This is a genomic window from Photobacterium sp. SP02 (genome assembly GCF_038519165.1).
Classification (GTDB): Bacteria; Pseudomonadota; Gammaproteobacteria; order Enterobacterales; family Vibrionaceae; genus Photobacterium; species Photobacterium halotolerans.
In genome coordinates this window covers 15,408-41,967 of record NZ_JASJOJ010000029.1, presented here as the reverse complement: position 1 = coordinate 41,967, position 26,560 = coordinate 15,408, and the positions used below count along the sequence as shown (strand labels likewise).

Genomic DNA, 26,560 nt, shown 5'->3' with positions numbered 1-26,560 from the left:
TGTTGTGCTTAATGCACTTCGCGCGCCGCCCTCGGTTCGGTCTGGGGCGATTCATCAATGCTCATCAGCAATACCGGCAGCCCCATCACGGCCATCAGCCAGAACACATCAGCACCCCACCAGCCGTATCCCCAGCCACTCAGGGTGGTCAGCGCCGCCATGACAGCGCCCAGCGGCAAGGCATTGTACAGCGCCTGCAGGGCAACCATCTGGTGGCTTTGCGCATGCTGAATATAACGAATCGCCGCCAGATGCGCCGCCGCAAAGGTCACGCCATGCAGCGCCTGCGTCAGCACCAGCATCGGCAGTTCTGTCATGGTCGCGGTCAGTCCCCAGCGCAACAAGACACCCGCCGCCGCCAGCCGGAACATGGCTGCCACACTCCAGCCGGCAAACAACCGCTTGCTGAGTGCAAACACCGCAACCTCAGCGATCACACTGAAACTCCACAAATAACCGCTCACCGCTTCGCTGTAACCGATCGTTTTCCAGTACATGGCGCTGAAGCTGTAATACGCGGCGTGGCTTCCCTGCAGCAGGGCCACAATGATCAGAAAACGCATCACCCGTTTATCGCGCAGAATCCCCAGTAACGGAGGCCGGGGCTGACGTACTGTGGTGGCTTCGCTTGGCAACACAGTTGGCTGGCGCAACGACAATAACAGGGCAGCAGCCAGCCCGCCAACCGCTACCCAGGGGATCACCGCCGCGCCAAACTCGGCGGCCGCCATACCGGCTATGGTCGAACCGACAATAAAAGCGATCGATCCCCACAGCCGGGTTCGACCATAGTCTAAATGCCCGTGTTTGGCGTAATAATTAGCCAGACTGTCTGTCAGCGGGATCACCGGCCCGACGAGAATATTGAACAGTACAATCACGGCTGTCAGTGCGATCAAATTACCGCTGACCATCACAAATGACACGCAGCAGATCAAGCTGAGTACCGCCAGCCAGCGCAAGGCCGGCAACAGGTGCTCCACCTGGTGTACCCTGGGCGTCAGCACCATATTGGCAAAGCAGCGCACCCCCAGGCCCAGGCCCAGCAACACGCCGATATCACCGGCCGGTATGCCCAGTGAATTCAGCCAGACGGCCCAAAACGGCAGATACACGCCATAGTTAAAGTAAAAGCCGAACATATACTGCGCTGTCCAGCCAAACGGGCTACTTCTTAACATCCCAAAACCCTGCTGCATGAAAATGGTCGCCATTATGCCTGTCGAGCACATGGCAGGAAAGGCGGCAGCAACGTTATTGGCCCTGATCCCGCACATTATCCCGCCTTTGACAGCGCAGCGGCTGTTTGGCCGTCCCCTAGACTAAAGTCGGCTGGAGCAAAAGCGGGCACTGGGCGACACTGCTTAGCAGAGGATTCACCATCACCACTGTGCACACCCGCGCTAGCACCACAAAGTGAGAGAGCAATGCCGGATACCTTTAATACGTCACTGATCCCTTTTGACCGGCTGGATGGCAGCCAGCAGGACGCACTGCTCAAAGCGCTGGATGTGGCGTATTTTCGCAGCGGCGAGGTGATCATCCGGGCCGGCGATCCCTGCCAGTCGCTGCACATCATTATTAAAGGCAGCGTGGAAGAAACCTCGGCGGACCGGCAAGAGCACTTTGCCCACTACACCACAGATGACCTTTTTGATGTGCGCGCCCAGTTCAGCGGTCACAGCCGCCACCAGTACCGGGCGACAGAAGATACGCTGTGCTACCTGCTCCCTCAGGCCCATTTTGCCGCGCTGTGCCGGCACAATCCGTCGTTCGCGGCTTATTTCAACAGCGATCTGGCCACCCGCCAGCAATTACTTGAGCAGGCGCACCAGCAACAGAATCTGGCGGAGTTCATTCTGACCCGCATCCGCCAGGACAATATCCAGCCCTGTCTGATCCTGCCAGCGGAAACCGATCTGCGTACTGCCACCGAACACATGCGCCAGCGCAACTGTGACGCGGCTTTCACCCTAGTGGATGACACGGCAGAGCAGGCCGAACACAGGTTTGGCATAGTCACCCGTACCGATCTGCTGCACGCCGTGATGCTGGATAACCTCACTGGCGACACAGCAGTCGGCCAGATCGCCACCTCGCCGGTGATCAGCATTGAGCTGGGGGCGTATCTGTTCAAGGCCATGATCACCATGACCCGGCACAAGGTCAAACGCGTGCTGGTCACACAGGGCAATGACATCGCCGGTATGCTGGATATGACCCAGGTACTGAGCCTGTTTTCCACTCATTCCCATGTGCTGGCGCTGCGTATTGCCCGCGCCACCCGCATAGAGGAACTGGCACTGGCGGCAGCCAGCCAGCAGGCACTGGTAGAGACACTGTTCAACAACGGCATTCATACCCGTTTTCTGATGGAGCTGATTGCCAGTATTAATGAACAGATTATTGAAAAAGCCTTTCAGCTGGTGGTGCCTGAGCAATGGCAGCCGCTCTGCTGCCTGCTGGTGCTGGGCTCAGAAGGCCGCGGTGAGCAAATTCTGAAAACCGATCAGGATAACGCCCTGATCCTCGCTGATGGCGTCGACTGGCCCGAGTGTCAGGCTGTGATGGCCCAACTGAGCGACACCCTGTGTCAGCTGGGTTATCCGCCCTGCCCCGGAAAAGTCATGGTCAATAATCCGGACTGGGTCCAGAGCGTCTCCGGCTGGCAGCGCACCGTGCAAACATGCTGCGATAAAGGGGATGAAACCGCCATGATGACGCTGGCTATCCTGGCGGATGCTCAGGCCGTTGCCGGTAACAGGCAACTGCTGACACCGGTCAAACACCGCCTGCATCAAAGACTCAGCAGTCAGGAATTACTGCTGGCAACCTTTGCCCGCCCGGCGCTCAAGTTCAGCGTTCCCCTGACCCTGTTCGGCCAGCTCAAGCGCGGTAAAAGCGGACCGGACATCAAGCGGGGCGGTATTTTCCCGATTGTTCACGGCATCAGAACCCTGGCACTCGAACACGACGTGACAGACACCAACACCTTTCGCCGCCTGGTCGTACTGGAACAGCGCCAGGTGCTGGAGCCGAGTACGGCGTCCAATCTGAGCGAGGCACTGAAACTTTTCATCCGCCTCAGGCTGCGCCAGCAGCTCAGCCTGCCTGCAGGCACGGCCTCAGCCGGACAGCATCATATGTTAGATCTGGCCTCACTCAGCCGGGCAGAGCGCGATCTCTTGCGACACAGCCTGCATGTGGTGAAAAAATTTAAAGAATGGCTCGGCTATCACTACCAGCTCAGAGACTGATACTAAGGAATGGTGAGATGAAATGAATATTCTGCGTCGTTGGTGGTATCAGTACAAGTTCCGCCATCACCCGATACACGCCCTGTTTCAGCGCTATAGCGGCGATGAGCTGGTGTCGGTTGACTGTGAAACCACCAGCCTGGATCCCGCCAGCGCGGAGCTGGTGACGATTGCGGCAACCCGCATCAAAGCCAACCGGATTCTGACCAGTGAGTCGCTGTATCTGACCCTGAGCCCGCCCGACAGCCTGAGCGCGGCCTCGGTGACCATCCACAAGATGCGCCATCAGGATCTCCGTCACGGCCTGGCGCCCAGAGAGGCGCTGACCCTGCTGCTGGAGTTCATCGGCAACCGCCCTCTGGTCGGCTACCATATCCGTTATGATAAGGCGATTCTCGACCGCTATTTCAAGCGTCTGTTCGGGTTTGCCCTGCCCAATAAGCTGGTCGAAGTCAGCCACCTGTACCATGAGCAGCTTGAGCGTCAACTGCCCAATACCTGCTACGATCTGAGCCTTGAGGCCATCAGCCGTCATTTGGGCCTGCCGCACCCGGAGCGGCACGATGCCTTGCAGGACAGCATTACCGCCGCCCTGATCTATGTCCGGCTCAAGCACGGGGATCTGCCCGCTCTGACCTCACCCTTGTGATGGCTTTTTGCTCGTCACTCCTCCAACCAGCCTGGCGGAAAATAATGTAAGCCAATGCAAATACACAGAAAAAGCCATGACAGCGCACACTCATCCTAAAGTCTAATTGAGCCGGTTCCGAATCTGGCTCAAGTTAACACAACTATAATGATCAATGATCCGGTCCGCGCAGGACGAAGACGGAAACACAAGGAGAATGAGATGAGTGAGGTTCATGTTTACCCTGTCAACCAGCAGATTGCTGAGCGGGCTCATATCACGGAAGAGCAATACATCGACATGTACCAGCAGTCTGTCAGCGACCCGGAAGCTTTCTGGCGTGAGCACGGTAAGATTGTTGACTGGATCACCCCGTACAACAAGATTAAACAAACCTCTTTCGATACCGGCCATGTCAATATCAAATGGTTTGAAGACGGCACACTGAACGTCTCCGCCAACTGTCTCGACCGTCATCTGGCAACCCGCGGCGATCAGCCTGCCATCATCTGGGAAGGTGACGATCCGGCCGATGATGCCACCCTGACTTATCACCAACTGCACAAGCAAGTCTGCCAGTTCGCCAACGCCCTCAAAGCACAGGGCGTCCAAAAAGGCGATGTGGTTTGCCTGTACATGCCGATGGTGGCCGAAGCGGCGGTGGCTATGCTGGCCTGTACCCGCGTCGGTGCGGTGCACACTATCGTCTTCGGTGGCTTCTCGCCGGAAGCACTGGCGGGCCGTATCATAGATTCAAAAGCCAAAGTCGTTGTGACTGCCGATGAAGGTGTCCGCGGCGGCCGCGCTGTGCCACTGAAGAAAAACGTCGACGATGCCCTGAAACACCCTGAGGTCACCAGCATTGAGAAAGTGGTGGTGTTCCAGCGTACCGGTAATCCGGTTGAGTGGGACAATCAGCGTGACGTCTGGTGGCATGACGCCACGGCAGCCGTGCCGGATCATTGCGACCCGGAACCGATGAACGCTGAAGATCCGCTGTTTATCCTCTATACCTCGGGCTCGACCGGCAAGCCGAAAGGCGTGCTGCACACCACAGGCGGCTATCTGGTGTACGCGACCATGACCTTTAAATATGTCTTCGACTATCAGGAAGGTGAAGTGTACTGGTGTACCGCCGATGTGGGCTGGATCACCGGCCACAGCTACCTGGTGTACGGGCCACTGGCCAACGGTGCCACCACCCTGCTGTTTGAAGGCGTTCCTAATTATCCGTCCACCGCCCGCATGAGCGAAGTGGTCGACAAGCATCAGGTCAACATTCTGTATACCGCCCCGACCGCCATTCGCGCCCTGATGGCCAAAGGCGATGAGGCCATTGCCGGTACCCGGCGTTCATCGCTGCGGATCATGGGCTCTGTCGGCGAGCCGATTAACCCGGAAGCCTGGGAATGGTATCACCGCACTATCGGTGACAGCCGCTGCCCTATCGTCGATACCTGGTGGCAAACCGAAACCGGCGGCATCCTGATCACCCCGCTGCCGGGCGCGACCGCGCTGAAACCCGGCTCGGCCACCCGTCCGTTCTTTGGCGTTCAGCCGGCGCTGGTCGATAACATGGGCAACATTCTGCCTGGCGCGACGGAAGGTAACCTGGTGATGCTGGACAGCTGGCCGGGTCAGATGCGTACACTGTGGGGTGACCATGAGCGCTTCGAGCAGACTTACTTCTCGACCTTTAAAGGCATGTATTTTACCGGTGACGGCGCCCGCCGCGATGAAGACGGTTACTACTGGATCACCGGCCGTGTCGATGACGTACTGAATATCTCAGGTCACCGCATGGGGACAGCAGAAATTGAATCGGCACTGGTGGCCTTCGACAAGATTGCTGAAGCCGCTATCGTCGGCGTACCGCACGATATCAAAGGCCAGGCAATTTATGCCTATATCACCCTGAACGACGGCGTGATACCAACGGCTGAGCTGCATAAAGAAGTCAAAGACTGGGTGCGCAAGGAAATCGGCCCGATAGCCACACCGGACTTCCTGCACTGGACTGACGCCCTGCCGAAAACCCGTTCCGGCAAGATCATGCGCCGGATACTGCGTAAAATCGCCACCGGGGACACCGGCTCGCTGGGCGATACCTCCACCCTGGCCGATCCCAGCGTGGTCGACAAACTGATCGCTGAAAAAGAAAAAGTCGTCTAACCGACAAAACCTGCACTCAATCCAAGCCGCCGCCAGGCGGCTTTCTTCTTTTCCCTGCCAATCGGCTCCGATGCCAGCAGAAACCTAAGCAAATCCGTACTGCGGGAACTCCCGGCAATCTTCCATTGTCTGATTTGTCTGATTCAGCGCCACAGCATCTTTGCTTGAACCTGCTGCATTGTGCGGTGAATTTCAGCAAAACTGATTAAGATTCAAGGTGATTGGCCGCTTATCTTGTAGGTGAGGTTAATCTGTCCGCTATCTTACTGAAGAGGCGGCGAAAATGGGGGCTGCCCGCGGCAATTTACGCCAGTTGCGTACAGTTGTAAGGTCAAAAAAGTGGTGATTAGACCAGTATTTTGCTGCGAATTGCGCTGAATTCTCTATAATTGAGCAACTAACAGGTTTTAGGCCGTGATGGTTTGCATGAAAGGAAGCAAAGTCACAGTTTTTTTGTGCTTTGTCGCTTGAATCAGCAAGAACAGGTATAGATAACAGAATATGTCGACTAATTACCGCATTTTACTGCTTAATGGACCCAATCTGAATTTGCTGGGCCTGCGCGAGCCGGGGCACTATGGCCAGCAGACACTGGATCAGATTGTAGCAAACCTGAGTGCCAAAGCCGCCAGTCTGGGCGTGACACTGGATCACCTGCAGTCCAATGCAGAACACGAACTGATTGAGGCCATCCACCAGGCGCACGGTAACGTGGATTTTATCCTCATCAACCCGGCAGCCTACACCCATACCAGCGTCGCCATTCGCGATGCGCTGTTGGGCGTGGCTATCCCGTTTATTGAAATACATTTGTCAAACGTGCATGCCCGCGAGCCCTTCCGCCACCATTCCTACCTGTCTGACAAGGCAGTCGGAGTGATCTGCGGCCTGGGCCCGGATGGTTATGAATTCGCCCTGGAGGCAGCTGTCCGCCGCCTTCAGAACGCTCAATGAACAACATTAAGAGTAAAGATACATGGATATTCGCAAGATCAAGAAACTTATCGAACTGGTAGAAGAATCAGGCATCTCCGAGCTGGAAATCTCTGAAGGCGAAGAATCGGTACGCATCAGCCGTACCACAGCAGCACCGGTTGCTGCACCTGCGCAAATGTACGCAGCGCCGGCACCAGCCGCTCCTGCGGCACCGGTTGCCGCACCTGCTGAAGCGGCGGCACCAGCTGCTCCTGCTACGCCTGCCGGTCACCAGGTACTGTCGCCTATGGTCGGTACTTTCTACCGCGCGCCTAGCCCGGAAGCAAAATCCTTTGTGGAAGTCGGTCAAAGCGTAAACGTTGGCGATACCCTGTGCATCGTTGAAGCCATGAAGATGATGAACCAGATCGAAGCCGATAAAGCCGGTACCGTTGTGGCTATCCTGGCCGAAAACGGTGACCCGATTGAATTCGATCAACCTCTGGTTATCATCGAGTAACTGAGGCGCATATGTTAGATAAAGTAGTCATAGCAAACCGCGGCGAAATCGCCCTGCGTATCCTGCGTGCCTGTAAAGAGCTGGGGATCAAAACGGTCGCTGTGCACTCCACAGCTGACCGCGATCTGAAACACGTTCTTCTTGCAGATGAGTCTATCTGTATCGGTCCAGCACGAGGCACAGACAGCTACCTGAACATTCCCCGCATCATCAGTGCGGCAGAAGTGACCGGTGCAGTCGCCATCCACCCGGGTTACGGCTTCCTGTCTGAAAACGCGGATTTTGCCGAGCAGGTTGAACGTTCAGGTTTCATCTTCGTGGGCCCTAAAGCGGACACTATCCGTCTGATGGGTGACAAAGTGTCGGCCATCAACGCCATGAAAAAAGCGGGCGTACCTTGTGTGCCGGGTTCTGACGGCCCGCTGGGCGACGATGAAGCCAAAAACAAGTCTATCGCCAAGCGTATCGGTTATCCGGTAATCATCAAAGCCTCTGGTGGCGGTGGTGGCCGTGGTATGCGTGTGGTACGCAAAGAAGCGGATCTGATCCAGTCGATCGCCATGACACGTGCAGAAGCCAAAGCGGCGTTCAGCAACGATATGGTGTACATGGAAAAATTCCTGGAAAACCCACGCCACATCGAAGTACAGGTGCTGGCTGACGGTCAGGGCGGTGCTATCCATCTGGGTGAGCGTGACTGTTCCATGCAGCGCCGTCACCAGAAAGTGGTTGAAGAAGCGCCGGCACCGGGCATCACCGAAGAAATGCGCAAGTACATCGGTGAGCGCTGTACCCGTGCCTGTATCGAAATCAACTACCGCGGTGCCGGTACGTTCGAGTTCCTGTATGAGAACGGCGAGTTCTATTTCATTGAAATGAACACCCGTATCCAGGTTGAACACCCTGTGACCGAAATGGTCACTGGCGTTGATCTGATCAAAGAGCAGCTGCGCATTGCTGCCGGTCAGCCGCTGTCATTCAGCCAGAGCGACATTCACCTGCGTGGCCACGCGATTGAATGCCGTATCAATGCTGAAGATCCGGTGCGTTTCCTGCCTTCTCCGGGCAAGATCGAGCGTTTCCATGCGCCAGGTGGTATGGGTATCCGTTGGGAATCCCACATCTACAGCGGCTACACGGTTCCGCCGCACTACGATTCAATGATCGGCAAACTGATTGCCTACGGTGAAAACCGTGACGTGGCGATTTCGCGCATGCGTAACGCCCTCAACGAGATGATCATCGACGGCATCAAGACCAACGTTCCGCTGCAGAAAGACATCATGGCAGACGAGAACTTCCAGCACGGTGGCGCCAACATCCACTATCTGGAGAAAAAGCTGGGTCTGCAATAACAGACACCTCGCTTTCAGAGCTGAACCAAGGCTGCCTAAGGGCAGCCTTTTTATTTCCCGAATCAATGACCTGCCGCTGGTGCAGACGAATGTCATTTGTCACAATATCTTTCTTTTTCTTCTTTTCGGAACGATTTCGCCCGGATACCGACGTCGTTCGCCGTTTTACACTGACTGACCGGAAATTCAGTATGAAGACACTTTCCACCCGATACCGTCAGGCGCACAGAGAAGCCAGATGGGCGCTGGGACTGGCTGTCGCCTATTTTCTGTGGTGGTACTGCTCTGCCTATTTCTTTGCCCCTGAGCCCATGCAGAGCAGCCTGCCTGCGCTTTACTGGGGGTTACCGCTTTGGTTTCTGCTTGCCTGCATCGTCGGCCCGGTACTCTTTACGCTGCTGTGCGCCCTGATGGTGAAGTGCATTTATCAGGATATGCCGCTGTCAGCGGATGCGGAGGATGACGATGCATAATCAATTACTGATCCCGCTCGTGCTGTATCTGGCAGCCGTGTTTGCCCTGGCCCTGTTTACCCGCCGCCGCGCTCAGCAAGGCAGCGGGTTTTTAAGCGAATATCTGCTGGGTAACCGCAGTATGGGCGGCTTCGTGCTGGCGATGACACTGGCGGCCACCTATGCCAGTGCCAGTTCCTTCATTGGCGGCCCCGGTGCGGCTTACAAGATGGGGTTGGGCTGGGTATTGCTGGCGATGATCCAGCTCCCGGCCGCCTGGCTGACACTCGGGGTGCTGGGGAAAAAATTTGCGATTGAAGCCCGCAAACATAACGCGCTGACCCTCAATGACATGCTCTACGCCCGCTATCAGCACCGGGGCGTGGTGGTTTTTGCTTCCCTGGCACTGCTGCTTGCGTTTTTCGGTACCATGGTGGTGCAGTTTGTCGGCGGGGCCCGGTTACTGCAAACCGTCACCGGTCTGTCTTACTCTCAGGGGCTGATGATTTTTGCCGCCACCGTCGGGCTGTACACCACGATTGGCGGATTCCGGGCCGTGGTCATGACCGACACCTTACAAGGCATCATGATGATCATCGGCACGCTGGCCCTGCTGGCTGGCATTATTCACGCAGGCGGTAGCCTAGGTGAGCTGGTCACCACGCTGCACCAGATCGATCCGGCGCTGATTTCGCCGTACGGTCCGGACAACTTTATGTCACAGCCCTTTATGCTCAGCTTCTGGATATTGGTCTGCTTCGGCGTCATTGGTCTGCCCCATGCCGCCGTGCGTTGTATGTCCTACAAAGACAGTCAATCCCTGCATCGCGGCATGGTGATCAGTACCGCCATGGTCGCTTTTCTGATGCTGGGGATGCACCTGGCCGGCGCACTGGGGCGGGCGATTTTCCCGGATATTGCCACGCCGGATCAGATCATGCCGACCTTGATGATGGGCGTACTGCCGCCTGTAGTGGCCGGCATTTTTCTCGCCGGCCCGATGGCGGCCATTATGTCGACCATTGATTCCCAGCTGATTCAGGCCTCCGCGACACTGCTGAAAGATTTGTACCTGAATTACATCAACCCCAAAGCATCGGAACAGCCTGATATCGAAAGCCGGTTGCCAAAGTTATCGCTGTGGGTGACCGGCATTTTCTCGCTACTGGTTTTTATCGCGGCAACCCATCCGCCGGATATGATTATCTGGCTTAACCTGCTGGCCTTTGGCGGCATGCAGGCCGTCTTTCTCTGGCCTCTGGTGCTGGGGTTGTACTGGCAAAAAGCCTCGGCCGCCGGGGCCTTTGCCTCCATGCTGAGCGGGCTGGGATGTTACATCACACTATCACTGTTCAAGCCGGATCTGCATGGTGTGCATGCGATTGTCCCGACCCTGCTGGTCGGGCTGATCAGCTTTGTCGCTGCCAGCTACCTCTGGCCCAACCGGGCACATTGCCAGCACGCAAAGGCGGAATTCACTGCAAACTGACAAAATAGCATCAGGGGGTGCTATTTTTTACTCTACCGTCAGTATCCTCTGCCGTGCCCGCTAGGAAGCTGATGCGAGCTGACTACTTTTCGTGCTAAACTCCGCGGCCTTATGCCAAAGTCTCTTTGATAGCGAATTTACTCATGCCTTGGATTCAACTGAAACTGAATGCCACTGCGGCCAATGCAGAAGCCATTGGTGACTTGCTGATGGATGAAACCGGCGCTCTGTCGGTCACTTTTCTCGACGCACAGGACACCCCGGTTTTCGAACCGCTGCCGGGCGAAACCCGCCTGTGGGGCGATACCGACGTCATTGGCCTGTACGATGCGGAAAGCGACATGGACATGGTGCTCTCGCTGCTGAAAAGCAGTCCGCTGCTGGCTGACGATTTTGCCTACAAGGTTGAGCAGCTGGAAGACAAAGACTGGGAGCGCGAGTGGATGGATAACTTCCACCCGATGAAATTCGGTCAGCGTCTGTGGATCTGCCCGAGCTGGCGTGAAGCGCCTGAGCCGGGAGCCGTCAACGTGCTGCTCGATCCGGGCCTGGCATTCGGCACCGGGACGCACCCAACCACCTCTCTGTGTCTGGAATGGCTGGACGGCCAGGATCTGACGGGCAAAACCGTGATCGATTTCGGCTGCGGCTCCGGCATTCTGGCTATCGCCGCACTCAAGCTGGGCGCCGCCAAAGTGATCGGGATTGATATCGATCCGCAGGCGATTCTGGCCTCGCGTGACAACGCTGAACGCAATGGTGTGTCTGAAAACCTCGACCTGTATCTGCCCAAAGATCAGCCGGAAAATCTGCAAGCCGACGTGGTGGTTGCCAATATTCTGGCCGGTCCGCTGCGTGAGCTGTCACCGGTGATCAAGAGCCTGGTCAGGGACAAGGGCCTGCTGGCGATTTCCGGAGTACTGGAATCTCAGGCCGACGATGTGGCCAGCCATTACAGCGACGAGCTGACGCTGGATCCGATCGCCGCCCGCGAGGAATGGTGCCGGATTTCAGGCCAAAAAGCCTGATCCTGACAAATTTGTCCATTGTGCATTTTATGAGCAATACACTGAATTCCATGACCTTTTGCAATCCAAAATCAGGATGCTCAAATATTGGCCTTTTCAGCACAGCAAAAAATGCGTAAAATGCGCGCCCTTACTGGCATAGTCAGGAACAGACATTGAAGATCGGTCCATATCAATTAGACAACCCGTTAATTGTCGCGCCAATGGCAGGTGTGACCGATCGTCCGTTTCGTGAGTTGTGCCTGCGCCACGGCGCAGGTATGGCGGTCAGCGAAATGATGTCTGCCAACCCAGACGTTTGGAAAACGGCCAAGTCGCTCAACCGCATGGTGCATGAAGGTGAGTCTGGACTTCGTTCGGTACAGATTGCCGGGGCAGATCCCCGCCAGATGGCCGACGCCGCCCGCTTCAGTGTGGAGCACGGTGCCCAGATCATTGATATCAACATGGGTTGCCCGGCCAAGAAAGTGAACAAGCGCCTGGCTGGCTCTGCCCTGCTGCAATACCCGGATCTTGTCGAGGATATCCTCAAGGCCGTGGTAAGCGCCGTGGACGTCCCTGTGACGCTGAAAACACGGACCGGCTGGGATACAGAGAACCGAAACTGTGTCGAGATCGCACAGCTCGCTGAACACTGTGGCATTCAGGCACTGGCCCTGCACGGCAGAACCAAGGCCTGTATGTACAAAGGGGAAGCGGAATACGATTACATCAAGGCAGTGAAACAGGCGGTGTCGATTCCTGTGATTGCGAACGGTGATATCGACTCACCGGAAAAAGCACGCTTCGTCCTGGATTATACCGGGGCCGATGCCTTGATGATTGGCCGCCCAGCGCAGGGACGGCCGTGGATTTTTCGGGAAATCCAGCATTATTTAACAACCGGTGAACACCTGCCAGCGCCTTCTTTTGAAGAAGTCAGCAGCATCTTGCTGGAGCATGTACAGGCACTCCACGCTTTCTATGGGGAGTACCAGGGGTTACGCATCGCACGTAAACACGTGTCGTGGTACCTCAAAGAACAGGCTTCTGCGGGTGATTTCCGCCGGACCTTCAACGCACTCGAAGATGCTCAAGAGCAAATCGATGCGCTGCAAGGCTACTTCGACAACGTTGCATAAATACCAGAAGAGCTTACAGAATATGTTCGAACAAAATCTGACTTCCGAAGCACTTACAGTGACTACTGTCACTTCTCAAGACCAAATCACTCAGAAACCACTGCGTGACTCCGTCAAAGCCTCGCTTAAGAACTATCTCGCCCAGCTGAACGGTCAGGACGTCGATGATCTGTACGAGCTTGTACTGGCTGAAGTCGAGCAACCCCTGCTGGACACCATCATGCAGTACACCCGCGGCAACCAGACCCGCGCGGCAACTATGATGGGCATCAACCGCGGTACCCTGCGTAAGAAACTGAAAAAATACGGCATGAACTGATCATCAGTTCAGATGACGCTGATTTTACAGGGTTATGCACACGCATAGCCCTTTTTTGATGGCCCTTCCCCTGTCCGCCCCTGACGCTCACCCCGCCAAACTTTCCCGATGCACGCCCGTAAGCCTGCAGATGCATAACCCCAGGCTGTAACTTAGCGACAAATTGATAGCACCTGAAAAATGCGCTTTTATTTCACAGCGCGAACAAAATTAGCGGAGTGATCAAGGTCACCAAGTCTCCCTGGCAACGTTTGACCAAATGCATGATGCGTGATCAAGATCACCATAAGATTAATAACCCATCAGTTAATAAATGTGACATCGAGCAACTAAAATTAATTGACTATGAAAAAACACGATAAATGTAATTTTATTACGCAGGGTAATTGTTAGTTGGATCACTGTATCTTGGTGGGGGATAGCTAAAAAAGGAGACGGGGATCACGAGAACCCCGTTATCAGTTCCGTTTTCAGGATCTGTGGTAGATTGATTGGGTACGAAGCAATCGACGGTTTTGGCGAACCGTTATCGACACAACAGAACTTGAAGCTGAACATCAAACGGGGAAACGTTATGATATCACCAGACACCAAGGTCAAGATACAGAATTTTGGCCGCTTCCTCTCCAACATGGTGATGCCCAATATTGGCGCATTCATCGCTTGGGGGTTTATTACCGCTCTCTTTATTCCGACCGGCTGGCTGCCCAACGAGACGATAGCCAAACTGGTAGGTCCTATGATTACTTACCTGCTGCCACTGCTGATCGGTTATACCGGCGGTAAACTGGTGGGTGGCGATCGGGGTGCCGTGGTGGGTGCCGTGACCACCATGGGTGTGATCGTGGGTACAGATATCCCCATGTTCATGGGCGCCATGATTGTCGGCCCTATGGGCGGCTGGGCGATTAAGCACTTTGATAAGGCCGTTGAAGGCAAAATCAAAAGCGGCTTCGAAATGCTGGTCAACAACTTCTCGGCTGGCATCATAGGGATGCTGTGTGCCATCGTTGCCTTTTTCCTGATCGGCCCTTTCGTGAAGATCCTCTCTGGCGGTCTGGCTGCCGGGGTCAATTTCCTGGTCGATGCCGGTTTGCTGCCGCTGACCTCAATCTTCGTTGAGCCGGCGAAAATCCTGTTCCTCAACAATGCCATCAACCACGGTATCTTCTCGCCGCTGGGCATTCAGCAGGCCAATGAGGTCGGTCAGTCTATTTTCTTCCTGATTGAAGCGAATCCGGGTCCCGGACTGGGCATTTTGCTGGCTTACATGGTGTTCGGCCGCGGGACGGCCAAACAGACCGCCGGCGGTGCTGCCATCATCCATTTCTTCGGGGGGATCCACGAGATTTACTTCCCCTATATTCTGATGAATCCGCGCCTGATCCTGGCGGCGATTGCCGGTGGCATGACAGGTGTCTTCACCCTGACCCTGTTCAATGCCGGTCTGGTCTCGCCGGCATCACCTGGCTCTATCTTTGCCGTGATGCTGATGGCGCCGAAAGCCTCCATAGTGGGTGTGCTGTGCTCTATCGTGGCAGCCGCGACAGTGTCCTTCCTGGTAGCTGCACTGCTGCTGAAAACCCAGAAAGTGACCGAAGACGACGACGGCAGCGCGCTGAAAAATGCCAGCGAGAAAATGAAAGCCATGAAATCGGGCAAAGCCACTGAAGGGGCTGCTGCCACAGGCTCTGCGCCGACCACAGCCAGCAGCCACCCAGCATCCAAGGTTCAGCTCAGTCAGGTTCGCCGCATCATAGTGGCTTGCGATGCCGGTATGGGTTCCAGCGCCATGGGCGCCGGTTTACTGCGCAAGAAAGTCAGTGAGGCCAGACTGAATATTGATGTCACTAACAGCGCCATCAACAACCTGCCCGATGATGTCGATATTGTTATCACCCACAAGGATCTCACTGAGCGTGCCCGCAAGCATGCCCCGCAGGCTCAGCATATTTCGCTGACCAACTTCCTTGACGGTCAGATCTACAATGATTTGATCACCCGTATCATCGCCGCGTCCAGCCCGGAAGCGGCGAATGATCCGAACCTGGTGAAACTGACGCCGGTGGCCGCCAATGACGACAGTCTGGCGCCGCAGCAACCCTCGGTTTTCCAGATCCAGGCGGCCAACATCCATCTTGGGCTCAAAGCCACCAATAAGGACGATGCCATCCGCTTTGCCGGTGAGCAGCTGGTCAAACTGGGCTATGCCGAACCTGAATACATTGACGCCATGTTTGCCCGCGAGGCACTGGTGCCGACTTATCTCGGTGAGTCTATCGCTGTGCCGCACGGGACGGTGGAGGCCAAAGACAGGGTGATCAAAACCGGTATTGTCATTTGCCAGTACCCGGCCGGGGTGGCATTTACCGATGACAAAGACGACATTGCCCATCTGGTGATCGGCATTGCCGCCAAAAATGACGAACACATTCAGGTGATTACTACCATCACTAACGCACTGGATGACCACGAGGCCATTGAGCGCCTCAAGCGTACCCAGGATGTCCGGGAAGTGCTCAGCATCCTGGCCAGTGAAGAAGCGGCGTAACCGCCAGTGCAGATACCGGGGCCGCCCAGCGCGGCCTCTCACAAACTTAAGGTAGTCATCATCATGAAAGCAGTTCATTTTGGCGCCGGCAATATCGGCCGGGGTTTTATTGGTAAAGTACTGGCAGATGCCGAGGTTAACGTCACTTTTGCCGACGTTAACGGGCCGTTGATCGACCAGCTCAGCCATGCGCAGTCTTACAATGTCAAAGTGGTAGGCAATGACTGTCATCTGGATACCGTCAGCCATATCACAGCGGTCAATGCCGCCGGACCGGACGTGATCAATCAGATAGTGCATACCGATCTGATCACCACAGCCGTCGGCCCTGCGGTGCTGGATAAAATTGCCAGCACCATAGCGAGCGGGCTGGCCAAACGGTTTGAAGCGGGTAACACCCAGCCGCTCAATATCATTGCCTGTGAAAACATGGTGCGGGGCACCACGCACCTGAAAGAGGAAGTCTATAAGCAATTAACGCCGGCGCACCGGCTGCTGGCGGAGCAGCATGTCGGCTTTGTCGATTCAGCCGTCGACCGCATTGTGCCGCCTGCGGAAGCGGCTAACGATGATCCCCTGGAAGTCACAGTGGAAAGTTTCAGCGAGTGGATTGTCGACCAGCAACAGTTCAAAGGCGAGATCCCCCGCATTGCCGGGATGGAAACCACAGATAACCTGATGGCATTTGTCGAGCGGAAGTTGTTTACCCTCAACACAGGCCATATCATTACCGCCTATCTGGGCGCGCTGAAAGGTTACCAGACGATCCGCGATGCGATAGAAGATGAAGAGATCCGCGACCAGGTCAGAACCGCAATGCGGGAAAGCGGCGACGTGCTGATTCGCCGGTATGGCTTTGATCGTGAGCAGCATTATGCTTACATCGAAAAAATTCTGACCCGCTTTGCCAATCCCTTCCTGCGCGATGAGATTGACAGAGTTGGCCGCCAGCCGCTGCGTAAGCTGGGCAGCAACGACAGATTGATCAAACCCCTGCTGGGCACTCTGGAGTACGGGACTGACAATCGCATGCTGATCAAAGGCATAGCTGCGGCCCTGAAGTATGTTAATGATACCGATCCGCAGGCAGTGGAACTGCAGCAAACATTACACGAAAAAGGGGTCCGTCAGACACTGGCACAGTACACGGGTCTGGACGCTGACAGCGAGGTGGCCCGTGACATTGAACACTGCTATCAGACGCTGACCTGATCACCTTGCGGGGAGTTCGCTCCCCGCCTTTGCGGCACAAAGAGAAGACGAAGCCATGGCACCCTGTGAACACGAAGCTGACATGATTGAACGCCTGAACCAGGCCACCACAGTACGCGGCTTTTTTATTACCTCTGTGGATATCTTAGAAGAAGCCGTCGATGCGCTGATCCAGCGAATTTTCCGCAAGGACGACTTTGCGGTGAAATCCGTGGTAGAACCGCTGCTGCACGACACAGGTCCGCTTGGGGAGCTCAGCGTGCGCCTTAAACTGCTGTACGGCCTGGGGGTGATTGCCCAGCCTGTCTATCAGGACATTGAACGCTGCCTGCATATCAAAGACATGCTCAACCGGGATGTGACCGAATACCATTTTACCGACCCTAAAATCATTAAAGAAATCAAGGCGCTTCATCAGGCCAATGTGATGGGCATTGCCCAGCTGGACATGGCCCCGATCACAGAAGACATCGATCTGGCTTTCTACCAGATGCAAACCGCTCGTCAGGAACAGATAGTCAAATCCACCCTGGCACTGGCCATTTCCGGCATTGCCACTTCCCTCAACAAAGACAGCCCGTTTTAGATCCCGTCCGCTTTACCCTGCCCGGCCTTGTGGCAGACAGCCTGAACAACGACTCGTTCCGTCAGTTGCTCCGCTCGCATGAAAGCTAAGTAAGCCATTGATATAAAAAACATAAAACATAAGAAAGGGATGACAGGAGGGAATGTCGGACAGGAAAACCAGCTGGTATCCCAGCTGGCGGGTAGCAGGGCAGATTACAGATAGTCACACAAATAAGCGGTTGTCTCTGCAATCTTGACATCGAATGAGGCATCACCCGGGACTTCAAAATCATCACCGGCATTGTAGGTTTCCCAATCAACATGGCCCGGCAGCTTGACCGAAATCGCCCCTTTGACCACTGTCATGCGCTCTGGAGCCGCGGTGGCAAAGGTATAAGATCCCGGAAGCATCACGCCGACACTGCTGCGCGCACCCTCGGCTTCGAAACCAATAGATTTTACATTTCCATCAAAATATTCGTTAGTATTCAGCATGATAATCCTTATCCTGTTATTCTGTTCGGGCATTGGAAACCCATCACGCTATCACAGTTTTTTGCGGTCGCATACACCTTTATCAGCCCTTGCTGAGGGCTGAGTCATTACTACTCATCGGCCAGGGCTTCCAGGATGGAACAATGGCTGGCATCGTCATCCGCCTCGCCGCAACAGGCGTCATTCAAGCGCTTCAATGCCCGGCGTATTCGCTGTAATTCCGCCAGTTTGCTGTCAATGTCGTCTAACTTGGCCTGAGTGATGGCTTTCACTTCCGCGCAGCTGTGCTGATCGGCTTCGACCCGTATCGCCAGCAGTTCCCGGATCTCCTCCAGGCTCAGGCCGATGGCTTTGGCCCGCAGAATAAAGCCAATGCGGGAAACATCGTCGTCGCTGTAGAGCCGGTAGCCGCTTTCACTGCGCTCGCCGGGGATCAGCAGGCCATTCTTCTCGTAAAAGCGCAAGGTATCACTGCTGACCTCGCAGAGCTTTGCCAGTTGTCCGATCAAGTACCTAGCCATAATAACCTCATGATCCTTATAAACTCTCCCTGCACAGCGCCCGCGGCTGACCGTTTACGGCCCAAGGCAAACGTTTGCGCAATGCCGGGAATCATGTAAAATACGCGCCATTACGCAAATCCCATCCCGCCTGACGGATGAGGCTATTTGCCAAAGGCAACCTCAGTATAACAGGTCAGCTTTTGGCAAATAATTCACCGCAATCAAAGAGATGGTAGCAATGGAAAACGCTCGTCCTATTCGCCGTGCTCTGATCAGCGTATCAGACAAAACGGGAATTGTTGAATTCGCACAAGCTCTTGCCAACCGTGGCGTCGATATCCTGTCCACTGGCGGTACTGCCCGTCTGCTGGCTGATAAAGGTATTCAGGTAACTGAAGTCTCCGACTACACGGGCTTCCCTGAAATGATGGATGGCCGTGTTAAAACCCTGCACCCGAAAGTGCATGGCGGCGTACTGGGCCGACGCGGCCAGGACGATGCGATCATGGCCGAGCATGGCATTGCACCGATTGATATGGTGGTGGTTAACCTCTATCCGTTCGCGGCCACCGTCGCCAAGCCGGGCTGTACCTTAGAAGACGCCGTTGAGAACATCGATATCGGTGGCCCGACTATGGTGCGCAGTGCCGCCAAAAACCACAAAGACGTGACTATAGTCGTGAATGCGCACGATTATGACCGGGTGCTGGCTGAAATGGCCGACAACGACGGCTCTCTGACCCATGTCACCCGTTTTGATCTGGCGATCGCCGCCTTCGAACACACCGCCGCTTACGACGGTATGATTGCCAACTATTTCGGCACCATGGTGCCTTCTTATGGTGACTCTGCTGACGAAGACTCTAAGTTCCCGCGCACTTTCAATCAGCAGTTCATAAAGAAACAAGACATGCGCTATGGCGAAAACAGCCATCAGGATGCGGCGTTTTATGTTGAAGCACAGCCGCAAGAAGCTTCCGTCGCCACAGCGCGCCAGCTGCAGGGCAAAGCACTGTCTTACAACAACATTGCAGATACCGATGCCGCACTGGAATGCGTTAAAGAATTCGACCAGCCAGCCTGTGTGATCGTCAAACACGCCAACCCTTGCGGTGTGGCGCTGGGAGCCAACCTGCTGGAAGCTTATGATCGCGCATACAAGACAGACCCGACGTCTGCCTTCGGCGGTATCATTGCCTTCAACGGCGAGCTGGATGCCGACACCGCCAAAGCCATTGTTGAGCGTCAGTTCGTGGAAGTGATTATTGCCCCCAGCGTCAGCGCCGAAGCCGCTGCAGTGGTGTCTGCCAAGCAAAACGTCCGTCTGCTGGAATGCGGCCAGTGGCACAGCAAAACCACAGAGTTTGACATCAAACGCGTCAACGGTGGCCTGCTGGTGCAGGACCGCGACCAGGGCATGGTCGGCCTGGATGATCTCAAAGTGGTCACCCAACGCCAGCCAAGCGACGAAGAGCTGCGCGATGCCCTGTTCTGCTGGAAAGTGGCTAAATACGTGAAATCCAATGCGATCGTCTACGCCAAAGGCAACATGACTATCGGTGTAGGCGCCGGCCAGATGAGTCGCGTATACTCAGCCAAAATTGCCGGTATCAAAGCGGCGGACGAAAAGCTGGAAGTGGCCGGCAGTGTGATGGCATCCGATGCCTTCTTCCCGTTCCGCGACGGTATCGATGCGGCGGCAGCAGCTGGTATCACCTGTGTGATTCAGCCGGGCGGTTCAATGCGTGATGACGAAGTCATTGCCGCTGCCGACGAACACGGCATGGCCATGGTCTTCACAGGCATGCGTCACTTCCGTCATTAATATTTTGGAAGGCGTCTGTGTGGCGTCTTCCTGCGTATATCAGCCCCTGATCTTATCAGGGGCTTTCCTCCATCTAACGAGGTAAAGGATTTAGCATGAAAGTTCTTGTCATTGGTAACGGCGGCCGCGAGCACGCCCTGGGCTGGAAAGCGGCTCAGTCTGCACAGGTAGAAAAAGTCTTCGTGGCACCGGGCAATGCCGGTACTGCCTTAGAGCCAAAACTGGAAAATGTCGCGATTGGTGTGGAAGACACGGCGGCACTGGTGGCGTTTGCCAAAGAGCAGCAAATCGGCCTGACCATTGTTGGCCCGGAAGCGCCGCTGGTGATCGGTGTGGTTGACGCGTTCCGTGCTGCGGGCTTGCCGATTTTCGGTCCGACCCAGGCCGCCGCCCAGCTGGAAGGCTCCAAAGCCTTCACCAAAGACTTCCTGGCCCGCCATCAGATCCCGACGGCGGAATACCAGAACTTTACCGAGATCGAGCCGGCCCTGGCTTACCTGAAAGAAAAAGGCGCACCCATTGTGGTCAAAGCCGATGGTCTGGCGGCCGGTAAAGGCGTGATCGTGGCCATGACGCAGGAAGAAGCCGAAGAAGCCGTGCGCGACATGCTGGCAGGCAATGCCTTTGGCGAAGCTGGCCACCGCGTAGTCATCGAAGAGTTCCTCGACGGCGAAGAAGCCAGCTTCATTGTGATGGTGGACGGCGAACATATACTGCCGATGGCAACCAGTCAGGATCACAAACGCGTTGGCAACGGCGACACAGGTCCCAATACCGGCGGCATGGGCGCTTACTCTCCGGCTCCTGTGGTAACTCAGGAAATCCACCAGCGGGTGATGGACGAAGTTATCCTGCCTACAGTGCGCGGTATGGCAGCCGAAGGCAATCCCTATACAGGCTTTCTGTATGCTGGTCTGATGATCATGGCTGACGGCACGCCGAAAGTGATTGAGTATAACTGCCGCTTCGGCGACCCGGAAACCCAGCCGATTATGCTGCGCCTGCAGTCAGATCTGGTTGAGCTGTGTCTGGCGGCTGTTGATGGCAAACTGGATACTGTGGACTCTCAGTGGGATCCGCGTGCGGCGATTGGTGTGGTGCTGGCGGCCGGTGGTTACCCGGGTGACTACAACAAAGGGGATGTGATTTCCGGTCTGCCTCTGCAGGACGGCGACGCACAAAAAGTTTTCCATGCCGGGACTGCCAGCAAAGACGGTGCCGTAGTGACCAATGGCGGCCGCGTGTTATGTGCCACTGCTCTGGGCGAAACTGTGTCTGATGCTCAGCAACGTGCTTATGCGTTGGCAAAACAAATCAGCTGGAACGGTGTGTTCTTCCGCGACGACATTGGCTACCGCGCCATTGCCCGTGAACAGGACTGAGCTGTCAGCGAATAAAACGCAGCATGAAACAGAGATAGCAATAAGGCGCCTGAAGGCGCCTTATTTGTTGTTATCCGCTGAATCTTTCACTCAGCTCAGTCCGTCAGGACACATCCAGTAATCTGGGCGGCGTCAGGCAGTGCTGCTCGGTTGTCCGGTTCAGCACCATCTGCTGCGCGGTGACCTTACCCCGGCCATCCGATTTTCCGATCAGTGCGATATAACCTGGCTGGGCGTTAATTTGCTGCCAGTTGATCTCAATCTCAGCCTGATCATCACAGTGAACAAACCGCTGACCGTCCCACATACCCTGCACCAGCTGGAGCCCCTCTCGCGACTGCTCTCTGACCAGAGCAACAGCCATGTCGGCCTGCTGGCTGAGCTGATGCAGCTGAGTGTCAGACAAAGGAAAAACCGTGTCGCCAACCTTATAGCGCTGGAACACGGCATCGCCGTGCTGATCGTAACGCACATGCAATTCAAACGGCTGGCGTTTATTATCTTTCAGCGCTGTGCCGGCCCGCTTCAATTCACGCAGTTGCCCATCGTGCCAGCGATAATCCGTCAGATACTCTCCGTAATCGCCCATCCAGACCCGTTCAGCCAAAGACTCGGGTTTCGACTGGCGCTGGTTGACCCAGTACAGTGATGACGCATCACCGACAACCTGGCCGCCGCTAAGGCGTTCCAAAGGAGACAGTGCGTGTTGTGATAAAGCAGAGCTGCCACAGGCAGAAAGCAGGAAAGACAGTGCAATCAGGAAGGTTCGTTTCATAAATAAAAAACTCCGCCGAAGTGATCCTCGACGGAGTTAAGATTATTTTACAGAATCTTTCAGCGCTTTACCTGCAACGAAAGCAGGTACGTTTGCTGCAGCGATCTGGATTTCTTTACCAGTCTGCGGGTTACGACCTGTACGCGCTGCGCGGTGGTTTACTTTAAATGTGCCAAAGCCAATAAGTTGAACCTGGTCACCGGATTTCAATGCTTCGGTGATGCCGCTCAGGGTTGATTCCAGCGCGTCTTTTGCTTGCGCTTTAGTCAGGTCCGCTTGTTCAGCAATCAGGTCAATCAGTTGGGTCTTGTTCATTCGGTTTCCCTTCTAAGGTTTTTTCTTCAGACTTATCCACTCTAATTCAAAAGAAGCCCATGTGGCAAAGGTTTGTCGGCTTTCCTGTGGTTAGCTGCGGGGTCTTTAACCATAAACTGAGCGCAAGTTCACAAATTGTTACTATCCTGAAGAAGACGCTGGTTGCTTTTGCTTCATATTGCACCAATTAATACTCAAATAACTCAAGAAGCTAGGTGCCGTGAGTCCAGCGCATTCATACATACCAGCGCTGTTGCGGTTCTTATCATTCGGCAATTTGAGGCCACTTGAGTATCTTCATGGTTAGTCCACTAAGAGCACATCAAAACGCATGTTACTTCTGATCATTTATATCTCAATCGCCATAGGCGTGTCTTTTATCTGCTCTGTACTGGAAGCTGTACTGCTCAGTATTTCTCCCAGCTACATAGGTACCCTGCGTCAGCAAGAGCATCCCATGGCAGGCAAACTGGCAGAGCTGAAAGGCAACATCGATCGCCCGCTGGCGTCGATTCTGACCCTGAACACCATAGCCCACACCATTGGTGCCGCGACTGCCGGTGCTCAGGCCGCTGTCGTCTTCGGCAGCCAGTGGCTGGGGGTATTCTCCGCCGCGCTCACAGTCGGCATTCTTCTGCTGTCGGAAATCATTCCCAAAACCATAGGCGCGACTTACTGGCGTCAGCTGGCCCCGTTCACGGCTCATGTCCTGGGATGGATGATCTGGCTGCTTCGTCCTTTCGTGTGGGTATCGGAACAAATCACCCGCCGTTTGTCGCGGGGCCACCAGCCACCGAAACTGCGTGATGAACTCTCGGCCATGGCCATGCTGGCCAAAGAGTCCGGCGAGCTGGCCGAAGGGGAATCCAAAATCATGCATAACCTGCTGCAGTTCTGCGATGTCAGCGTGAGTAAAATCATGACCCCGCGGCCGGTCCTGTTCCGTGTCGAGGGCAGTTTGTCGGTCAACGAGTTTTTGAGCCAGGCCAAAGACAGTCCTTTCTCGCGCCCGTTGATTTACCAAGACAGCAAAGACAATATTCTCGGGTTTGTTCACCGTCTCGAACTGTTTGCCGCCAGTCAGAGTGGACAGGGCAATCTGCTGCTCAGCGATCTGATGCGGCCGCTGCCTGTGGTCCTGAATCTGGATACTGTGCCGGTGGCGTTTGAAAAACTGATGAAAGAGCGCGTCCAGCTGGCCTTAGTGGTCGATGAATACGGCACTGTGATGGGACTGGTTACCCTGGAAGATATTTTCGAGAGCCTGGTCGGCGAAGAAATTGTCGATGAAGCCGATACCAGTACCGATATGCAGCAACTGGCGTTTCAGCGCTGGGAACGCTGGAAGAAAAAACACGGGGTGATTGAAAACCGCGACGACGACGAAGACGACTACAACAACTGACCCCTCAACAAAGACGAACAAGGCAGGATAGCGATCCTGCCTTGTTCGGCACAGACTCTCAAATCAGAGCGCAATCCCGATATTGCTCACCCCGTCGTCACGCAGTTCACGGCGCAGGCTTTTAATCAGCTCGATATCCCGGCCATCCGTCTCTTTCAGTGCACGGTAGATAGCCCACTGGACATCCCATTCTTCGCACACGGCCTGATTGTCCTTCTGGTTGTCGTTGGTGATTTCCTCACCCTCGCGCGCTTCTTCCAGATTAGCCACAGTTTCAACCGACAGGGAACTGATGCTCAGTGCGGTCTCAGGGATCAGATCACGATCCAGCAGCGCATGCAGCAGATCAGACAGCCCGACACAGGCATCGATCGCCGGGTTCACCGCATACAAGTCATAATCGTCGGCAGCGGGTACCATCTCTTCCAGCTTCTCCAGCTGGTTTTCAAAATTGATTTTGGCATTTTTCACCGTCAGGATTTCCCAGACGCTGTCGAGGATAAGACGATAAGGCTGAGGATCCGCAAATTCAGTCTCGCGGCAGAAGAAAGCGTAATTGGGATACATCCGCTCGCAAAGTGAGGCCATAAAGGTCAGGTATTGCCAGGGTTCAAATTTTTCTAGGCGAAGCTGAATTGGATTCTTAAGCATGGGATAATCTGTCTGAAAACGTTAACTTGAATTTTACTTGATAACCCGCCAGCGCAAAAGGAAAAAGCCATGCATCAACTCTGTATTGTTTCCCGACGGGCAGACCTGTACCGCCAACTGATTGAAGAAGCAGACTTACCAGCGCTGTCACTGACGGATAATCCAGACGAGGCAACCCTGGTGCTGGCCGATCCGCCATTAATCACTGACAAGTTAGCGCACTTTCCTCAGCTGCGCTGGCTGCAATCCACCTATGCCGGTATAGACGCGCTGATCCAGCCCGGATTGCGCAGCGATTATGCGCTGACCAATGTCCGGGGGATCTTCGGCCAGTTGATCAGCGAATACGTGCTAGGTTTGCTGATCAGCCACCAGCGCCATTTCGGCCGTTATCAGGCCCAGCAACAGCAGGCGCAGTGGCAGCCGCACAGCTATGGCGCTCTGTCTGACAAAACCATGGTGATTCTGGGCACCGGCTCGATTGGCCAGCACCTGGCTGGCGCAGCCAAAGCGTTAGGAATGACAGTGCTGGGCGTGAACCGCTCCGGCGAAAGTGCTGCCCCGGGTTTTGATAAGGTCATGGCTATCAAGGATCTGAGCGAGGCGCTGCAACAGGCTGATGTGCTGGTCTCTGTGCTGCCAGCCACTGCGATGACAGACAATCTGCTCAATGCCGACAGCCTTAGCCATTGCCGCGGCACCTTACTCTTTAATGTCGGCCGGGGTAATGCGGTGTGTGAGCCAGGCCTGCTGCAGGCGCTGGCCAGTGGCGCGCTCAGCCATGCTTTTCTGGATGTGTTCAAACAAGAACCCCTGCCGGCTGAGCACCCTTTCTGGTGCCATCCTCAGATAACTGTCACGCCGCACATTGCCGCCGAGAGCTTTCCGCAACAGGTGATGGAGATATTCAAAACCAACTACCTGCGCTATGTTGAAGGTAAGCCGTTGCAACACCAGATTGACTTCACACTCGGCTATTAAGGCGGATTATGGCAAACCTCACCCCTCCGCACGCCTTAGCGGCATTACTGGCTCAGATCCGGCAATGTGAATTGTGTCAGGCTCACCTGCCGCTCGGTCCGCGGCCGGTGATTCAGGCCAGCAGCGAAGCACGCTTGATGATAGTCGGCCAGGCCCCGGGCACCCGGGTCCATGACACCGGCATTCCCTGGAACGATCCGAGTGGTGACCGGCTGCGCCGCTGGCTGGATCTCGATCGTGATACTTTCTATGATCCCAGCCGTATCGCCATTATGCCGATGGGGCTTTGCTATCCGGGTAAAGGCAAAAGCGGAGACTTGCCGCCGAGGCCCGAATGCGCGCCGCAATGGCATGGCCAGGTCTGGCCGCTGCTGCCCAATATCGGCATGACGCTGCTGGTCGGCCAGTATGCGCAAAATTATTATCTGTCAGATAAACCCAAACCCCTGACCGACACAGTCAAAGCCTGGCGACGATGGGCGCCCACCTACCTGCCGCTGCCTCATCCATCGCCGCGCAATACCTTGTGGCTGAAGAAAAATCCCTGGTTTGAAACCGATGTGGTGCCCTATATCCGCGACTATGTCCACCAGCACCTGGGGCTGTAGCTGCCTTTAAAAACGCAAAAAGCGAGCCCTTCAG

Annotated in this window: 25 protein-coding genes; 19 read left to right on the top strand and 6 right to left on the bottom strand. The window is 55.3% G+C overall.

Features of this window, described 5'->3' with window-relative positions:
- Positions 1-8: 8 nt before the first annotated feature.
- On the bottom strand, positions 9-1,181 hold the full coding sequence (locus P0Y67_RS13585; RefSeq protein ID WP_342392285.1) for a 3-phenylpropionate MFS transporter: 1,173 nt from the start codon (positions 1,179-1,181) through the stop codon (positions 9-11).
- Positions 1,182-1,427: 246 nt separating this feature from the next.
- Between P0Y67_RS13585 and P0Y67_RS13580 the strand changes: the two genes are divergently transcribed.
- From P0Y67_RS13580 to P0Y67_RS13515, 14 genes are all read left to right on the top strand, one after another.
- Positions 1,428-3,257, top strand: coding sequence for a DUF294 nucleotidyltransferase-like domain-containing protein (locus P0Y67_RS13580; protein WP_342392275.1), 1,830 nt, complete (start codon positions 1,428-1,430; stop codon positions 3,255-3,257).
- 22 nt (positions 3,258-3,279) lie between these two features.
- On the top strand, positions 3,280-3,906 hold the full coding sequence (locus P0Y67_RS13575) for a 3'-5' exonuclease (RefSeq protein ID WP_342392274.1): 627 nt from the start codon (positions 3,280-3,282) through the stop codon (positions 3,904-3,906).
- Positions 3,907-4,107: 201 nt separating this feature from the next.
- Complete coding sequence (gene acs, locus P0Y67_RS13570) at positions 4,108-6,057, top strand: acetate--CoA ligase (RefSeq protein ID WP_342392273.1); 1,950 nt, start codon at positions 4,108-4,110, stop codon at positions 6,055-6,057.
- Positions 6,058-6,558: 501 nt separating this feature from the next.
- Positions 6,559-7,011 (top strand): type II 3-dehydroquinate dehydratase, encoded by a 453-nt coding sequence (gene aroQ / locus P0Y67_RS13565; protein ID WP_161446882.1) that lies wholly within the window; start codon positions 6,559-6,561, stop codon positions 7,009-7,011.
- A 22-nt stretch (positions 7,012-7,033) separates the two neighbouring features.
- On the top strand, positions 7,034-7,492 hold the full coding sequence (accB, locus tag P0Y67_RS13560) for an acetyl-CoA carboxylase biotin carboxyl carrier protein (protein WP_342392272.1): 459 nt from the start codon (positions 7,034-7,036) through the stop codon (positions 7,490-7,492).
- 11 nt (positions 7,493-7,503) lie between these two features.
- Positions 7,504-8,847 (top strand): acetyl-CoA carboxylase biotin carboxylase subunit, encoded by a 1,344-nt coding sequence (gene accC, locus P0Y67_RS13555; protein WP_120513540.1) that lies wholly within the window; start codon positions 7,504-7,506, stop codon positions 8,845-8,847.
- Positions 8,848-9,038: 191 nt separating this feature from the next.
- A complete protein-coding gene (locus tag P0Y67_RS13550) occupies positions 9,039-9,320 on the top strand; it encodes a YhdT family protein (protein WP_342392271.1) in 282 nt (93 codons plus the stop codon).
- Positions 9,313-10,788: a sodium/pantothenate symporter gene (panF, locus tag P0Y67_RS13545; RefSeq protein ID WP_342392270.1), complete on the top strand. Its 1,476-nt coding sequence runs from the start codon at positions 9,313-9,315 to the stop codon at positions 10,786-10,788. Before P0Y67_RS13550 ends, panF begins: the two co-directional genes overlap by 8 nt.
- A 143-nt stretch (positions 10,789-10,931) precedes the next feature.
- The gene (gene prmA / locus P0Y67_RS13540) at positions 10,932-11,816 is read left to right on the top strand and encodes a 50S ribosomal protein L11 methyltransferase (protein WP_342392269.1); all 885 of its coding nucleotides are present in this window, start codon (positions 10,932-10,934) and stop codon (positions 11,814-11,816) included.
- A gap of 155 nt (positions 11,817-11,971) precedes the next feature.
- Positions 11,972-12,937, top strand: coding sequence for a tRNA dihydrouridine synthase DusB (gene dusB, locus P0Y67_RS13535; protein WP_027254107.1), 966 nt, complete (start codon positions 11,972-11,974; stop codon positions 12,935-12,937).
- Between the two features lie 22 nt (positions 12,938-12,959).
- Positions 12,960-13,256 carry a DNA-binding transcriptional regulator Fis gene (gene fis / locus P0Y67_RS13530; RefSeq protein WP_027254108.1) on the top strand — a complete coding sequence of 99 codons (297 nt, stop codon included), beginning with the start codon at positions 12,960-12,962 and terminating at the stop codon, positions 13,254-13,256.
- A gap of 574 nt (positions 13,257-13,830) precedes the next feature.
- The gene (locus P0Y67_RS13525; RefSeq protein WP_342392268.1) at positions 13,831-15,807 is read left to right on the top strand and encodes a PTS mannitol transporter subunit IICBA; all 1,977 of its coding nucleotides are present in this window, start codon (positions 13,831-13,833) and stop codon (positions 15,805-15,807) included.
- 63 nt (positions 15,808-15,870) lie between these two features.
- Positions 15,871-17,019: a mannitol-1-phosphate 5-dehydrogenase gene (locus tag P0Y67_RS13520; RefSeq protein WP_342392267.1), complete on the top strand. Its 1,149-nt coding sequence runs from the start codon at positions 15,871-15,873 to the stop codon at positions 17,017-17,019.
- A gap of 55 nt (positions 17,020-17,074) precedes the next feature.
- Positions 17,075-17,605, top strand: a complete 531-nt coding sequence (locus tag P0Y67_RS13515; protein ID WP_218386524.1) for an MltR family transcriptional regulator — start codon at positions 17,075-17,077, stop codon at positions 17,603-17,605.
- 194 nt (positions 17,606-17,799) lie between these two features.
- On the opposite strand, the gene ppnP is transcribed toward P0Y67_RS13515, so the two are convergent.
- Positions 17,800-18,081 (bottom strand): pyrimidine/purine nucleoside phosphorylase, encoded by a 282-nt coding sequence (ppnP, locus tag P0Y67_RS13510; RefSeq protein WP_161446815.1) that lies wholly within the window; start codon positions 18,079-18,081, stop codon positions 17,800-17,802.
- A 110-nt stretch (positions 18,082-18,191) separates the two neighbouring features.
- Positions 18,192-18,602: a Zn(2+)-responsive transcriptional regulator gene (gene zntR / locus P0Y67_RS13505; protein WP_342392266.1), complete on the bottom strand. Its 411-nt coding sequence runs from the start codon at positions 18,600-18,602 to the stop codon at positions 18,192-18,194.
- 220 nt (positions 18,603-18,822) lie between these two features.
- Between zntR and purH the strand changes: the two genes are divergently transcribed.
- Positions 18,823-20,409 (top strand): bifunctional phosphoribosylaminoimidazolecarboxamide formyltransferase/IMP cyclohydrolase, encoded by a 1,587-nt coding sequence (gene purH, locus P0Y67_RS13500; protein ID WP_342392265.1) that lies wholly within the window; start codon positions 18,823-18,825, stop codon positions 20,407-20,409.
- 95 nt (positions 20,410-20,504) lie between these two features.
- Entirely contained in the window at positions 20,505-21,791 is a 1,287-nt protein-coding gene (gene purD, locus P0Y67_RS13495) for a phosphoribosylamine--glycine ligase (protein WP_342392264.1), read from the top strand.
- A gap of 103 nt (positions 21,792-21,894) precedes the next feature.
- On the opposite strand, the gene P0Y67_RS13490 is transcribed toward purD, so the two are convergent.
- Entirely contained in the window at positions 21,895-22,566 is a 672-nt protein-coding gene (locus tag P0Y67_RS13490) for a DUF1481 domain-containing protein (RefSeq protein WP_342392263.1), read from the bottom strand.
- Between the two features lie 42 nt (positions 22,567-22,608).
- On the bottom strand, positions 22,609-22,881 hold the full coding sequence (gene hupA, locus P0Y67_RS13485; RefSeq protein WP_027254117.1) for a nucleoid-associated protein HU-alpha: 273 nt from the start codon (positions 22,879-22,881) through the stop codon (positions 22,609-22,611).
- 331 nt (positions 22,882-23,212) lie between these two features.
- Between hupA and P0Y67_RS13480 the strand changes: the two genes are divergently transcribed.
- A complete protein-coding gene (locus P0Y67_RS13480; RefSeq protein WP_342392262.1) occupies positions 23,213-24,286 on the top strand; it encodes a hemolysin family protein in 1,074 nt (357 codons plus the stop codon).
- A 63-nt stretch (positions 24,287-24,349) separates the two neighbouring features.
- Here P0Y67_RS13480 and P0Y67_RS13475 read toward each other — a convergent pair whose 3' ends face one another.
- Positions 24,350-24,937, bottom strand: coding sequence for a YjaG family protein (locus P0Y67_RS13475; RefSeq protein ID WP_342392261.1), 588 nt, complete (start codon positions 24,935-24,937; stop codon positions 24,350-24,352).
- Between the two features lie 69 nt (positions 24,938-25,006).
- Between P0Y67_RS13475 and P0Y67_RS13470 the strand changes: the two genes are divergently transcribed.
- Together P0Y67_RS13470 and P0Y67_RS13465 are read left to right on the top strand one after the other, a co-directional pair.
- Complete coding sequence (locus P0Y67_RS13470) at positions 25,007-25,918, top strand: D-2-hydroxyacid dehydrogenase (RefSeq protein WP_342392260.1); 912 nt, start codon at positions 25,007-25,009, stop codon at positions 25,916-25,918.
- An 8-nt stretch (positions 25,919-25,926) separates the two neighbouring features.
- Complete coding sequence (locus P0Y67_RS13465) at positions 25,927-26,526, top strand: uracil-DNA glycosylase family protein (protein WP_342392259.1); 600 nt, start codon at positions 25,927-25,929, stop codon at positions 26,524-26,526.
- Positions 26,527-26,560: the final 34 nt, after the last annotated feature.

Excerpts from the sequence above, each read along its gene's own strand:
- P0Y67_RS13585 (WP_342392285.1), bottom strand. The coding sequence starts at position 1,181 with ATGTTAAGAAGTAGCCCGTTTGGCTGGACAGCGCAGTATATGTTCGGC.
- P0Y67_RS13580 (WP_342392275.1), top strand. The coding sequence starts at position 1,428 with ATGCCGGATACCTTTAATACGTCACTGATCCCTTTTGACCGGCTGGAT.
- P0Y67_RS13575 (WP_342392274.1), top strand. The coding sequence starts at position 3,280 with ATGAATATTCTGCGTCGTTGGTGGTATCAGTACAAGTTCCGCCATCAC.
- acs (WP_342392273.1), top strand. The coding sequence starts at position 4,108 with ATGAGTGAGGTTCATGTTTACCCTGTCAACCAGCAGATTGCTGAGCGG.
- aroQ (WP_161446882.1), top strand. The coding sequence starts at position 6,559 with ATGTCGACTAATTACCGCATTTTACTGCTTAATGGACCCAATCTGAAT.
- accB (WP_342392272.1), top strand. The coding sequence starts at position 7,034 with ATGGATATTCGCAAGATCAAGAAACTTATCGAACTGGTAGAAGAATCA.
- accC (WP_120513540.1), top strand. The coding sequence starts at position 7,504 with ATGTTAGATAAAGTAGTCATAGCAAACCGCGGCGAAATCGCCCTGCGT.
- P0Y67_RS13550 (WP_342392271.1), top strand. The coding sequence starts at position 9,039 with ATGAAGACACTTTCCACCCGATACCGTCAGGCGCACAGAGAAGCCAGA.
- panF (WP_342392270.1), top strand. The coding sequence starts at position 9,313 with ATGCATAATCAATTACTGATCCCGCTCGTGCTGTATCTGGCAGCCGTG.
- prmA (WP_342392269.1), top strand. The coding sequence starts at position 10,932 with ATGCCTTGGATTCAACTGAAACTGAATGCCACTGCGGCCAATGCAGAA.
- fis (WP_027254108.1), top strand. The coding sequence starts at position 12,960 with ATGTTCGAACAAAATCTGACTTCCGAAGCACTTACAGTGACTACTGTC.
- P0Y67_RS13525 (WP_342392268.1), top strand. The coding sequence starts at position 13,831 with ATGATATCACCAGACACCAAGGTCAAGATACAGAATTTTGGCCGCTTC.
- P0Y67_RS13520 (WP_342392267.1), top strand. The coding sequence starts at position 15,871 with ATGAAAGCAGTTCATTTTGGCGCCGGCAATATCGGCCGGGGTTTTATT.
- P0Y67_RS13515 (WP_218386524.1), top strand. The coding sequence starts at position 17,075 with ATGGCACCCTGTGAACACGAAGCTGACATGATTGAACGCCTGAACCAG.
- ppnP (WP_161446815.1), bottom strand. The coding sequence starts at position 18,081 with ATGCTGAATACTAACGAATATTTTGATGGAAATGTAAAATCTATTGGT.
- zntR (WP_342392266.1), bottom strand. The coding sequence starts at position 18,602 with ATGGCTAGGTACTTGATCGGACAACTGGCAAAGCTCTGCGAGGTCAGC.
- purH (WP_342392265.1), top strand. The coding sequence starts at position 18,823 with ATGGAAAACGCTCGTCCTATTCGCCGTGCTCTGATCAGCGTATCAGAC.
- purD (WP_342392264.1), top strand. The coding sequence starts at position 20,505 with ATGAAAGTTCTTGTCATTGGTAACGGCGGCCGCGAGCACGCCCTGGGC.
- P0Y67_RS13490 (WP_342392263.1), bottom strand. The coding sequence starts at position 22,566 with ATGAAACGAACCTTCCTGATTGCACTGTCTTTCCTGCTTTCTGCCTGT.
- hupA (WP_027254117.1), bottom strand. The coding sequence starts at position 22,881 with ATGAACAAGACCCAACTGATTGACCTGATTGCTGAACAAGCGGACCTG.
- P0Y67_RS13480 (WP_342392262.1), top strand. The coding sequence starts at position 23,213 with ATGTTACTTCTGATCATTTATATCTCAATCGCCATAGGCGTGTCTTTT.
- P0Y67_RS13475 (WP_342392261.1), bottom strand. The coding sequence starts at position 24,937 with ATGCTTAAGAATCCAATTCAGCTTCGCCTAGAAAAATTTGAACCCTGG.
- P0Y67_RS13470 (WP_342392260.1), top strand. The coding sequence starts at position 25,007 with ATGCATCAACTCTGTATTGTTTCCCGACGGGCAGACCTGTACCGCCAA.
- P0Y67_RS13465 (WP_342392259.1), top strand. The coding sequence starts at position 25,927 with ATGGCAAACCTCACCCCTCCGCACGCCTTAGCGGCATTACTGGCTCAG.